The following is a 12,086-nucleotide window of genomic DNA, read 5'->3' on the forward strand; positions in this document are numbered from 1 at the left end:
GGAAGAGGACGTCCCAGGAACTAAAGCAGCAGAAGCAAAACAGCATCGGCATTGTGTCAGTCAGTTCCATTTTTTGATTAGACTGATCGCGAAAGATAATATCAAATACCATTCGAACGATTAAAGGACTCGCCAAATGAATGTTGCAGCCAAGCGGTCGGTGTACGAACCTGACCAAGCCGGTCTGGCTTTCCCCCGCTACCCCGTGTTCGATGATGCCGCGCAGGAGCGAAGGCACCGCAAGGTTCGGTTGGCGGCCGCCTGTAGGCTTTTTGCTGATCTGGGCTACGAATATGGATTCGCCGGCCACATCACCGTCCGCGACCCGGAGGATCCGAACCTCTACTGGACGAATCCGTTCGCCATGGAATTCGGGGCGGTCAAGGCGTCGGACCTCCTCCTCGTCGACCACGACGGCCGAGTCATCGAGGGCGCGCGTGCGGTGAACCGCGCCGGCTTCGTCCTGCACGCCGCCATCCACGAGGCGCACCCCGGCATCCTGGCATCGTGCCACTGCCACACGATCAACGGCATGGCTTGGGCCGCCCTGGGCCGGCGACTGGATCCGATCACTCAGACGGCCTGCGGCTTCTACGGTGATGGGCAGGCCCTGATCACCGAGGAAGCTGGCGCCGTGGTGGTGGAGCGCGGGGCCGGCCACAGCGTCGCCGCCGCGTTCGGACGCGACACCAAGGTTGCCATTCACCAGAACCACGGCCTGTTCAGCGCCGGCCAGGAGAGCATCGAGGAGGCCGTTTGGTGGTTCGTGGCCGCCGAGCGGGCCTGCGAGATTCAACTTAAGGCCGAGGCGACGGGCCACCCCCTGAAGCTCGTTCCTGAAGCCAACGCGGCGCACTCCGCCAAACACCTCGCCACTCCGTTCATGGCGTGGCTTCATGCCCAGCCGATGTTCGACCGCACTTTGCGCCAGCATCCGGACGTGATCGACTGATCGATTGCTGCACACCGCGGCGCGCGCATCTATGCAGAGCTTAATACGGCGTGGATCTAGAGCTTGCGGTGCCGGAAATGATTGCGGCATCCTATGTATTTAATTCTAATATAAAATACACATACCGAATGAATCGGGAGGTGCGAATGGGCAAGCGCCGTTATCTGCTGTATATTGGCATTTTCTTGCTTGTCGTCTTCAATTATGTGGATCGCGTCGCGCTGTCGGTCGCGGCGCCGGCGATCGCGGCTGAATACAACCTGAGTCCGGTACAGGTCGGTTACCTGTTCTCAGCTTATCTCTGGACGTATGTCGTCTGCTTGATCCCATGCGGATTTCTGACCGATCGCTACGGGGCGAAAGTGGTCAACGGCGTCGGTGTGCTCGTATGGTCCGGCGCGACGATTCTCACAGGGCTCGCGTCCGGCTTCGTCAGCCTTCTCGGCTCGCGCATGCTGATGGGCGCGGCGGAGGCGTCCACCTATCCAGCGGGCGGTCGCGTGTTGCGGGATTGGGCGCCGCGATCCGAGTTCGGTTTGGCGGCCACGATGCTCAACAGCGGCGGCTACGCGGGTCCTGCGTTCGGGACCTTGCTGCTCGGGTGGGTGGTGTCAGTCCACGGCTGGCGGTGGGGTTTCTATACGGCCGGCTTGCTGGGCTTGGTTTGGCTGGTCGGCTGGTTGGTCTGGTATCGCGGGCCGGAGACGGCAACCTTCGTCGGCGAGGACGAGCGCGCCTTCATCCTGCGTGAGCGCGATTCCGGGGCGAAATCCGGTGGCTCGGCCGACGGGTTTGGCGTGCTGTTGCGCTCGCGCAGTATGATCGCCGTCGCCGTCACGCAGGGCTGCGCCGTCTACACGCAGATCGTGTTCCTGACCTGGCTTCCGAGCTATCTCGCCAACGTCAAGCACATGTCGATCGTAAAGTCGGGCCTGTTCACGGCGTTCCCGTACTTCGCGGCAACGGTCTTCGCGTGGGTCCTCGCCCATCTGAGCGATCGTGCGCTGGCCGCGGAGGGCGGCTCCAGCACGGGGCGGCGGCGGCGCATCGTCGTCGTGTCGATGCTCAGCGCGGCCGTGATCTTGGCGGCACCGTTCGTCGACAGCACGCCGATGATCCTGGGCCTGATCACCATCTCGCTGACCGGATTGGCGACGGGCATCTCGCTCAACATTGCCCTGGCCGCCGATCTGCTGCGGTCGCCGGCGAGTGCTGGCAAGGCCATGGCGATCCAGATCACCGGCGGGAACATGTTCGGCCTCATCGCGCCAATCGCCACGGGCTACATCATCGCGGCGACGGGTAGCTACGACCTCGCCTTCGTGGCCGGTGGCGTGCTGCTGGTGACCGGGGCCGTAATCACGCTGACCCTGACGCACGCCCCGATCGGTGGCGACCTCCCCGCCCCAGCGGTCGTCCCCGCGCTGCGCCGCGCTTAAGCTCTTAGACGGAGGTCACGATGTACGCAGCCCCGCCTATCTGCCCAACGAGAGTCTTCGCCACATACCCCGAGGCGTGGCGGGTGGCCACGGCGGAGAACGAGTGGATCCGCACGCAGCCCGGGCGCATGCCGATCGGGTCGTTCCTGGAGGGGCCGTCCTTCGACCGGGACGGCAATCTCTGGTGTGTCGACATCCCGAACGGACGCATCTTGCGCGTGGCGCCGGACGGCGGTTTCACCATCGTAGCCGAGTACGATGGTTGGCCGAACGGCCTCAAGATCCACCGTGACGGCCGGATATTCATCGCCGACTACAAGAACGGCATTATGGTCGTCGACCCCGCCTCCGGCACGGTCCGGCCGTTCCTCCTGCGGGTCGGCCCCGAGCGGTTCCGGGGCGTCAACGATCTCTTCTTCTCTCGCGATGGCGATCTCTTCTTCACCGATCAGGGCCTAACTGGCTGGCAGGACCCCGGCGGACGCCTTTTCCGCGTTCGGGCGGACGGGTCCGTGACCTGCATCCTGGACGGCATCCCGAGCCCGAACGGCCTCGTCATGAACCTCACCGAGGACACGGTGTACCTGGCAGTTACGCGGGCCAACGCGGTCTGGCGGATCCCGCTGATGCGGGATGGGACGGCCGCCAAGGTGGGCACCTTCATCCAGATGTCGGGCGGGGCGGGGCCGGACGGGCTCGCCCTCGACGCGGAGGGCCGCCTCGCCGTCGCCCATGCCGGGAAGGGCGCCGTCTGGCTGTTCGACGCCACGGGGGAACCGGTGTTGCGCATCGCCTCCTGCGCCGGTCTGCATACTACTAACGTGGCGTTCGGCGGCGCGGATGGACGCGCGCTGTTCATCACCGAGTCCGGCTCAGGCGTCATCCTGCAAGCCGACTTGGAGACGCCCGGGCACACCATGTTCTCCCACACGCTCGAGGGCGAGGCGTGACCGTCGGCTCTGTGCGACCGCACGGTCGGAATCGGAAGCCGTAAGGTTCCGGCCAGCCCCGATCGCAGCACGCGGGATCGCCCTGGTTGAGGACGACACGCGAGGCTCGTGCTGGGCGTCGTGCCGTCGTCGAACCCCGCCGTGCCGCGCGGAGATCCTGTCCCCCCTCTTCCCGTCGCTCCGGCGCGATCCCCGACTCACCGACACGGAAGGGATACAGATGGCCCGCCTTCCCTACGCCGACCCGGATCGACCCGAGACGGCCGAGCTCGTCGCCCGCATCACCGCCCAGCGCGGCGGGGTGCTGCACCTCTACGCCATGCTGCTGCACAGCCCGCCGGTGGCCGACGGTTGGCTGCACTTCCTCAGTGCGATTCACCAGCGCTGCGATCTGCCGGGCGCGCTGCGCGAGCTCGTGATTCTGCAGGTTGCCCACCTCAACGGGGCGCCCTACGAGGCCGAGCAGCATATCCCGATCGCGCTGCGCGAGGGGGTGCACCAAGCGCAGGTCGACGCCCTCCCCGACTGGAGGGCGTCCGACGTGTACGAGCCGGCGCAGCGCGCGGCCCTGGCCTACTGCGATGCGATGACCCGAACCATCCACGTGCCGGCTGACGTGTTCGCGGACCTGCGCACCCACTTCGATCCGCGGGCGATCGTCGAGCTCACCGCGACGGTCGGGTCCTACAACATGGTCTCGCGCTTCCTCGAAGCGCTCGGCATCAGCTCCGCCGACGACATGCGTGCGGGGCGGGCTGACCGATGACAGCCCCCTTCTCCCTCCACGGCAAGGTCGCGCTCATCACCGGCTGCGGCTCGCAGTAGCCCTGGTGGGGCAATGGTAAGGCCACTGCCGTGACCTTCGCCCGGCGCGGCGTGAGGGTCGCCACCACCGGATCGAAGCTGCAGCTCGAGGTCGCCGCGCGCGTCCTGGACGAGCCCGGGATCAACTGGAGCTTCGCCCCGCATAACGTGATGAAGTTCGCCAACTTCATGGCGCGCGCTGGCATGATCGCGAGCGCGCCGGTGTCGTGGCGCGACCTCTAATTCCCGGAGGCTGTGTCCGATCGGCCCTGCGGCTGAGGGTTCGATACCCGCCGCGAACGAGGCGAAGGTGCGCTCGGCCTCCTGGGGCGGCCTCACCCTCCGCTTGAGACTTCGCCGTGTCATCGTCGCTGGGGCCGCCTCAGGGCGAGGGGCCGCGCTCGCGCTCAGGACGCGAAGCGGCCGACGGCGTAGGGAGCCGGATCGATCGGGGCCGCGCGCTGTGCCATTAGCGTGGCGACCAAGCGCCCGCTCGGCGGACCGGCGGTCATGCCGTAGTGGCCGTGGCCGAACGCGAGGTGTAGGCCCGGCTGCTGAGGGACCGGACCGAGCACGGGCAGCGTATCCGGGAGTGAAGGCCGGAACCCGAGCCACAGCTGCGGCTCCCCGTGGGTGAGGCCGGGGAAGAGCGCGCGCGCGTGCTCGGCCAGGATCCGGGCGCGGGTCTCGTCCGGCGGGGCGTCGAGCCCCGCGAACTCGACCGTTCCGGCCGCGCGCAGGCCACCTTCCATCGGCGTCACCCCGAAGCCGCGCGATTTGTAGCTGATCGTGTAGCGCGGTTCGATCGACGGCGTGGGCAGCATGGCGTGATAGCCGCGCTCGGTCTCGAGCGGCACGCGTACGCCGAGCGGGTCGAGCAGCGCCTTCGACCATGCCCCGCCCGCGACCACGACGTCGGCGCCGGCCCGGTTCGCGACATTGGTCCAGACTGTGAAGCCGCCGCCCTCACGCGGGATAAGTTTTAGGGCCCGCTCGGCCACGATCGTGCCGCCCTCCCCGCGCAGCCGCTCGGCCAGAGCCCCGACGAGCCGGGCGGGGCTGACCGTGTAGCCGTTGCCGGGCACGAGGAGTGCGCGCCGCACGGCGCGGGAGATGCCGGGCACCATCTGCTGCAGGTCATCGGCCCCGAGCACCTGCGCCTCGATGCCGTGCCGCTCCCGGATCTGCCGCTCGACGCGCGCGCCCGCGCTCTCGCCCTCGCCGTCCCAGACCTGGATCTGGCCGGTGCGCCGGACGAGCTCGCCGAACGCCTGCGGTCCGATCAGGTCCTGCCAGCAGGCGAACGCGTCCTTGTGCAGGGCGCGCAGCGCGTCCGAGATCGCCAAGACACGGTCGATCCGCCCCTCTTTGATCCAGCGCATCAGCCAGGGCAGCGCGGTGGGCAAGTAGGAGGGGTGGACGACGAGGGGGCCCTTCTTGTCCCGGAGCCAGCCGGGCACCTGGCGCAGCATGCCGGGCATCGCGATCGGCGAGGCCGTGTCGGCGCTGATCATGCCGGCGTTGCCGTAGGAGGCGCCGCCGCCCGGCGGCAGCGGATCGATCACGGTGACATCCCGGCCGGCGCGCCGGAGGTAGAGCGCGGTCGACAGCCCGACCACGCCCGCGCCGAGGACGATCGCGGTGTTCTCATCGCTCATGCGGCGTCTCCGGCGGCCGAGGATAGGCGGTGGTTCGACCGTGATCGGTCGGACGGATGGCGTCCGGACTCCGCCCCGGCGATCGCGCGTCGACCGTGCGGTGTGGCCGGGATCGTAGGTTCGGGGCGAGAGCCGGGCAAGGGGTCATGTGGCCCGGCGCCGGCGCAGGAGCGCGTCGGCGGCCAGGATCACGCCCGTGACGCCGATCAGGAACGCGCTGACCGCCGCCACCGTGGGCTCGACCTGCATGTGCAGGCTGTTCCAGATGCGCACCGGCAGGGTCTGCGTGGCCGCGTTGGTGAGGAAGAGCGAGATGACGAGCTCGTCGAAGGAGGTCAGGAACGCGAACAGGGCGGCTGAGGCGAGGCCGGGTGCAGCGAGCGGCACGACGACGGTGCGCAGCGTCCGCGCGCGGCTCGCGCCCAGGCTGAGGGCCGCCTGCTCCAGGCGTAAGTCGACGGATTGCAGCGCGGACAACAGGATCAGCAGGACGACCGGGAAGGCGATCACCGCGTGGCAGAGCCCGACCCAGACCACGCTCCCGACCAGCCCGAGGCGGGCGGACGCGTAGTACATGGCGATCGCCGTGACGACGGTCGGCGAGACGATCGGCAGGAGCGCGACGGCCAGGATCAGCCGCTTGGCCGGAAGGGCGCCGCGCACGAGCGCGTAGGCGGCCAGGAACCCGACCCCGGTGGCGACGACGCAGGCCACGCTGCCGATCGCGAGGCTCGACCACAGCGCGGCGCGCCAGCCCGGATCGCCGAGGAAGGCCACAAACCAGCGCAGCGACAGGGATGTGGGCGGAAAGCGCAGGAGGGTGCCGCCGCTGAAGCTCAGCACCACGACGATGACGATCGGCAGAATCAGGAGCAGGCAGGTGCATCCGACGAACAGCGGCAGCGCGGCGCGCACGCTTCACGCCCCCATCATGCGGCGCAGATCCGTCACGCGGGCGTAGACCGCGAAGAGGATCAGGGTCGCGGCGAGCAAGACCACCGACATCACGGCCGCGCTCGGCCAGTCGATCAGGATCTCGACCGCCCGCTCGATCAACATCGCGACGGTGACGTCGCCGGGCCCACCCATCAGCGCGGGCGTGATGAAGAAGCCGAGCGCCAGGATGAGGACGATGAGCGAGCCCGACACGATCCCCGGGACGGACAGCGGGAAATAGACGCGCCGGAACAGGTAGAGCGGGCTCGCCCCGAGGGCGCGCCCGGCCCGCAGCAGGCTCGGGTCGATCGCCTTCATGGTCGCGTAGAGGGTGAGCACCATGTAGGGCAGCAGCACGTAGGTCATGCCGACTACGATCGCGAAGGTGTTGTAGAGGAGCGCCAGGGGCGCCCCGATGAGCCCGGACGCGCCCAGGAACTCGTTGATGAGCCCGCTGCGGCCGAGCACAACGGTCAGCGCGTAGGTCCGCACGATCACGCTGGTGAAGTACGGCACGATCACGCAGAACACGACGAGCGCGGCGCGCCAGCCGCGGCGATTGGCCAGGTAGAACGCGATCGGGTAGCCGATCACCAGCGTCGCCAGCGTGACGAGGATCGAGACCCAGAGCGTCGTGAGCGCGGCGACCTGCATCGAGCGCGCGGTCAGGACGTCGACGAAGAGGTCTGGCACCTCGGCGGGTGCCGTCTCGACGAACAGGGTCCGTGCCAGGAACCAGGCGAGCGGCCCGAGGAACAAAAGCGCGAGCAGGCCGAGCGCGGGCAGGAGCAGGAGCCACGTCCGGTCCCGGCCCATCAGGCCGCGTCCGGTGGCAGGATCACCGTGTCGGCGGGCGACCACGCGAGGGCGACGCGCTCGCCGGGCTCCGGGTGGTGATGGGCGGCCACGTTCGGGGCGTCGGCGGTCACGAGCGCGCCGCTGCCCGTCTCGACGGCGTAGCGCACGACGCTGCCGAGGAAGGACGCGCGCCGCACCGTGCCGCTCAGGTGGTTGAGACCATCGCGCGGCGGATCGGCTAAAGGGTGCAGGGTCAGCTTCTCCGGGCGCACGAACAGCTGACCCTCAGCCTCCGCGGCGCGCGTCGACGCTTCGTCCGCGTGCAGCACCGTCCCGTCCCTAAGCTGAAACGCGACGCGGCCCGAGCTGGGCGTCACGATCCTGCCCGGCAGGAGGTTCGCCTCACCCAGAAAGCGGGCGGTGAAGGCGTTGACCGGGCGCTCGTAGACGGCGCGGGGCGCGCCGATCTGCTCGACGCGGCCGCGGCTCATGATCGCCACGCGATCGGACAGGTTCATCGCCTCCTCCTGGTCGTGGGTGACGTAGAGGACGGTCATGCCGAGCCGCCGCTGGATCTCCTTGATCTCGACCTGCAGGTCGTAGCGGAGGTTCTTGTCGAGGGCGCCGAGCGGCTCGTCCATGAGCACGACGGGCGGCTGGAACACGATCGCCCGGGCGATGGCCACGCGCTGCTGCTGCCCGCCCGAGAGCTGGCGCGCGTAGCGGTCGGCCAGGTGCCTGAGCTGAACGAGGTCGAGCGCGGAAGCCACCCGCTCGCGCACGAGCGCCTTCGGCATCCCGCGCGCCCGGAGCGGGAACGCCACGTTCTCGAACACGTCCATGTGCGGGAAGATCGCGTAGTTCTGGAAGACCATCCCGAAGCCGCGCCGCTCCGGGGGCACGGCCGCGAGGTCGACCCCCTCGACCAGGAGGCGCCCGGCGTCGATCGCCGCGAACCCCGCGACCATCATCAGGGTCGTGGTCTTGCCCGAGCCGGAGGGGCCGAGCAGCGAGAAGAACTCGCCCGCCTGGATCCGGGTATCGAAGCGGTCCACGACGGTCTCGGAGCCGTAGATCTTGGTCAGCCCCTGGAGCTCCAGCGCCTTGCCAGCCGGTGCTGTGACGGCGGCCGCCGTGCGCTCGTGCGGGCGTGCGAGGCCGACGGCGCTCGGCACGGTCGCGCCCCGTCCGATCACAGCACCCAATTCGACCAAGCGCGGCTCACTTTGGTTCGGTTGGCCGACCACCAGGTTATGTCGTTCTTGAATCCCTTCGACACGGTCCAGGGCGTGCCGGTCGCGGGATCGAGCAGGAGCTTCGAGGTGTGCGGGTAGACCTTGGTGTTGACTGGGATCGCCTTGTACTCGGCGAGCCAGCGCTTCTGCACGTCCTCGCTGATCGAGTAGTCGATGAACTTGAGCGCGGCCTCGGGCGCTTTCGCCCCTTTCGGTATGGCGTAGGACTGCACCAGGACCTGGTTCTGGTTCCACTGGATGCCGAGCGGCGCGCCGCCGTCGATGGAGGCCTGGGCCCGGGTATTCCAGAGCACGCCGAGCACGGCCTCTTTGTCGGCCATCATCTGCGCGGACAGCGCGCCGGTGTCCCAGAACTTGGGCACGCTGGGTTTGATCCGGCCCATGGATTTGAGGGCGCGCTCGATGTCGACGGGGTAGACCTTGTCCATCGCCACGCCGTCGGCGAGGAGCGCGATCTCGAGGTTCGGGGCCCCGGACTCGATCCCGGCCAGCGTGCGCGGCCCTGGGAACGCTTGCGTGTCCCAGAACTCGGCCCAGGATTTCGGCTCGGAGCCGGGCTTGAATACGTCGGTGCGGTAGCACAGCACGAACGCGTACACGAACGAGCCGACTTGATAGGGGAGCTTCAGGCTCGGATCGATGTCCTCAAGCTTTGTGTAGCGAAACGCGCCGTAGTCGATCGGCACGAGGGCACCCGCCTCCTCGAGCATGAGGTTGGCGTCGTTGCCGGTGTCGATGCAGTCGATCTCGACCTGCCCGGCCTTATACATGGCGAGCAATTTGCCCACCGTGCTCGGGACCGGCACGATCTCAATGCCGGTCTCCTTCAGGAACGGCTCGTAGACGGTCCGTCGCTTGATCTCGTCGAAAGAGCCGCCGGGGGTGCGCACCCGCAGTTGCGTGGCGGCCCGGGCGGGATTCGTGATCACGGCCGGCATGGCGAGCAATGCCGTGCCGCCTATGACGAGGCTGCGCCGCGTCGGGGTCGTGGACAGCTTCGGCACCGCGGGCTCCCATTGCCTCGGCGCTGAGTTTAGGCGCAGGAAATACTGCCCGGCTAGTAGAAATCACGGGCAATTCTGATCGCATTTGCGACGTCCCGCACACGCAGCGGGCTGCCGGGGTGGCCCGCGATCGAGCCTCGTATTTGCATAGGTTCGTCCGAGCTCGAGCAGTGGTCTCGCCGGCCGCCGAAGGGAGCATGCATGATCAAGAGCGAGCCGTACTGGTGGCAGGCGGCACCTCTGGCCGCCTCGGACCCTATGCCGGTGCGCGGCACCGCCGACGTGGTCATCGTCGGCGCAGGCTATACGGGGCTATCTGCGGCGCTGACGCTGGCTCGGGCCGGCCGCAGCGTTCAAGTCTTCGACCGCCAGAGACCCGGCGAGGGCGCCTCGTCCCGTAACGGCGGTATCACGAGCGGCAACCTGCGCCCGTCCCTCGCCGAGTTGACGCGGCGGTTCGGCGCCGTGCGCGCGGCCGCCCTCGTGGCCGAGTCCAAGGCGGCGCGCGAGGACCTGTACCGGTTCATCGCCGAGGAGGGCATCGACTGCGACTTCAAGCTCGTCGGCCGCTTCGCCGGCGCCTCCCGGGCCGCCGACTACGACCGCCTGGCGCGGGAGGCCGATCACCTGCGCGGCGCGTTCGGCATTGAGGCCCACCCGGTCGCGCGCGGCGAGCAGGGCAGCTACATCGGCACAGTGTTCTACCACGGTGGCAACGTCCGCATGGACATCGGCGGCCTTCATCCGGCGAAGCTGCACGCCGCGATGCTCCGCCTCGCCCGGGACGCGGGCGCCCTCGTGCACGGCGAGACCGCCGTTCTCGGCATCCGGGGCGAGGCCGGGGGCTACGAGGTTCTGACCGCGCGCGGGCCGGTCCGAGCCAGCCACGTGATCGTCGGCACCAACGGCTACACGGACCGGTTCGACCGATGGCTGCGTAGCCGGCTCGTGCCCGTGCGCAGCCGCATTATCGCGACCGTCCCGCTCTCGGCCAACCTCATGGGCGAATTGATGCCGAGCCGCATGATGTATTCGGAGACGCGCAAGCTCCACTACTACTACCGGCCCTCGCCCGACGGGACGCGCATCCTGTTCGGTGGCCGCGACGGGACGATCGCCGGCGATGCGGAGTGGCCGACCGCGAGCCTGCGGCGTGCGCTCGGCGACATCTTCCCGCAGCTCGACGGCGTCGCGATCGAGCACAGCTGGTACGGCAATGTCGCGATGAACCGCGACATGGTCCCTCGTATCTTTGCGCGAGACGGAGAGCGCTACGCGGCGGGCTACTGCGGTTCGGGCGTGGTTTGGGCGCGATGGGCCGGCCGGAAGGCGGCGCTCCAGGTGTTGAGCGATCAGGCGGGAGGCTCAGCCCTCGACTTCCGCCCGCCGCGGTGGGTGCCGCTCATCTCCGGCAAGGCCTGGTTCATGCCGGCCGTATTCGGCTGGCTGCTATTTCAGGATAGGTGGGCCACCCAAAGATAAGAGCCTCTCAAGATTAAACACGCGGTGCCGAATTGCTGGCGAAAATTTTCAAGAGACGGGAATGGGTTTGGAAAAGGGCCGCTTCTAAAGCGCCTCAATCATTTTGATGTGCACGTGCACTGTCAAGCTCTTGGCGGCGTCGCCGCGGCCAACTCGACCGCCGAGTTGATGAGTTCACTCATTGCAGGCTGACCCGAATGCGAGTTGAAGGCAAGCGGATCGGCTGGCCTATAGCCCAGAAGCCAGAGTGGTGCCGACAGACGGAGGAGGTGCTGCGTAAGAACGGGGCATGCACCACGGCAGTGCCGCACGAAATCGCTGCTGCGTAGGCGCCGCTTCGCCGGCTGTAGGCGGTTGCGGGGGGCCTCGGGTAAGCTTGGGGCTCCCACGAGTGGCGCGAGAGCCCCATGATAAAGAGCAGTCGGATCACGACTGGATGTGAGGATTGCGGATCTCGATGCACCGCTCGCCTTCAAAGGCTTTCCACTCAGCGAGCAGTTCGTCGTCGTCTAGTTCTGCAGCGTCACGTGGATCGTCGATAGCCTCAAAGCTCTCTGTCAGCCATTCGACGAGGATTTCGCGCCGCGCATCCAGAGCGCCCTCCTGGGTCGCGTAGTGCGTGATCGCGTCCGGTTCGCGCGGATCGTCGCTTCCGATTTGCAACGTCTAGAGCGTGTTATGAACTCGATGTGGAGTTTGTGCGTTAGGGGGCATGAGCGCTGATCGCCCTGCCTATCCGTCTGACGTGTCCGATGAGGAATGGGCTCTGGTGGCGCCGTATCTGGCGCTTCTGCGGGAAAGTTCGGG

At 67.9% G+C, this 12,086-nt stretch carries 13 protein-coding genes; 7 read left to right on the forward strand and 6 right to left on the reverse strand.

Annotation, left to right across the window (positions count from 1 at the left end):
* Positions 1-136 precede the first annotated feature (136 nt).
* The 5 genes from MKK67_RS00045 to MKK67_RS00065 all read left to right on the forward strand — a co-directional run bounded on the left by MKK67_RS00045 (position 137) and on the right by MKK67_RS00065 (position 4,388).
* On the forward strand, positions 137-952 hold the full coding sequence (locus MKK67_RS00045) for a class II aldolase/adducin family protein (protein WP_092044898.1): 816 nt from the start codon (positions 137-139) through the stop codon (positions 950-952).
* A gap of 146 nt (positions 953-1,098) precedes the next feature.
* Entirely contained in the window at positions 1,099-2,391 is a 1,293-nt protein-coding gene (locus MKK67_RS00050; protein ID WP_243960610.1) for an MFS transporter, read from the forward strand.
* Positions 2,392-2,411: 20 nt separating this feature from the next.
* The gene (locus MKK67_RS00055) at positions 2,412-3,341 is read left to right on the forward strand and encodes an SMP-30/gluconolactonase/LRE family protein (protein WP_409568345.1); all 930 of its coding nucleotides are present in this window, start codon (positions 2,412-2,414) and stop codon (positions 3,339-3,341) included.
* Between the two features lie 220 nt (positions 3,342-3,561).
* Positions 3,562-4,107 (forward strand): carboxymuconolactone decarboxylase family protein, encoded by a 546-nt coding sequence (locus tag MKK67_RS00060; RefSeq protein ID WP_243960614.1) that lies wholly within the window; start codon positions 3,562-3,564, stop codon positions 4,105-4,107.
* Between the two features lie 89 nt (positions 4,108-4,196).
* Complete coding sequence (locus MKK67_RS00065; protein WP_243960616.1) at positions 4,197-4,388, forward strand: hypothetical protein; 192 nt, start codon at positions 4,197-4,199, stop codon at positions 4,386-4,388.
* 164 nt (positions 4,389-4,552) lie between these two features.
* On the opposite strand, the gene MKK67_RS00070 is transcribed toward MKK67_RS00065, so the two are convergent.
* The 5 genes from MKK67_RS00070 to MKK67_RS00090 form a co-directional block, all read right to left on the reverse strand.
* Positions 4,553-5,803, reverse strand: a complete 1,251-nt coding sequence (locus tag MKK67_RS00070) for an NAD(P)/FAD-dependent oxidoreductase (RefSeq protein ID WP_243960619.1) — start codon at positions 5,801-5,803, stop codon at positions 4,553-4,555.
* 144 nt (positions 5,804-5,947) lie between these two features.
* Positions 5,948-6,718, reverse strand: coding sequence for an ABC transporter permease (locus MKK67_RS00075; protein WP_243960621.1), 771 nt, complete (start codon positions 6,716-6,718; stop codon positions 5,948-5,950).
* 3 nt (positions 6,719-6,721) lie between these two features.
* Positions 6,722-7,555, reverse strand: a complete 834-nt coding sequence (locus tag MKK67_RS00080) for an ABC transporter permease (protein ID WP_243960623.1) — start codon at positions 7,553-7,555, stop codon at positions 6,722-6,724.
* Positions 7,555-8,712, reverse strand: a complete 1,158-nt coding sequence (locus MKK67_RS00085) for an ABC transporter ATP-binding protein (protein ID WP_243960625.1) — start codon at positions 8,710-8,712, stop codon at positions 7,555-7,557. Before MKK67_RS00085 ends, MKK67_RS00080 begins: the two co-directional genes overlap by 1 nt.
* Before the next feature lie 17 nt (positions 8,713-8,729).
* A complete protein-coding gene (locus MKK67_RS00090; protein ID WP_243960627.1) occupies positions 8,730-9,797 on the reverse strand; it encodes an ABC transporter substrate-binding protein in 1,068 nt (355 codons plus the stop codon).
* Positions 9,798-9,998: 201 nt separating this feature from the next.
* Between MKK67_RS00090 and MKK67_RS00095 the strand changes: the two genes are divergently transcribed.
* Positions 9,999-11,279, forward strand: a complete 1,281-nt coding sequence (locus MKK67_RS00095; protein WP_243960630.1) for an NAD(P)/FAD-dependent oxidoreductase — start codon at positions 9,999-10,001, stop codon at positions 11,277-11,279.
* A gap of 426 nt (positions 11,280-11,705) precedes the next feature.
* Here MKK67_RS00095 and MKK67_RS00100 read toward each other — a convergent pair whose 3' ends face one another.
* Positions 11,706-11,942 carry a hypothetical protein gene (locus MKK67_RS00100; RefSeq protein WP_243960632.1) on the reverse strand — a complete coding sequence of 79 codons (237 nt, stop codon included), beginning with the start codon at positions 11,940-11,942 and terminating at the stop codon, positions 11,706-11,708.
* A 49-nt stretch (positions 11,943-11,991) separates the two neighbouring features.
* Here MKK67_RS00100 and MKK67_RS00105 point away from each other — a divergent pair.
* A partial coding sequence (locus tag MKK67_RS00105) for a transposase (RefSeq protein WP_409568346.1) occupies positions 11,992-12,086 on the forward strand: 95 nt, incomplete at its 3' end.

It is taken from the genome of Methylobacterium sp. J-072, from assembly GCF_022829425.1.
In the GTDB taxonomy this organism is placed as follows: domain Bacteria; phylum Pseudomonadota; class Alphaproteobacteria; order Rhizobiales; family Beijerinckiaceae; genus Methylobacterium.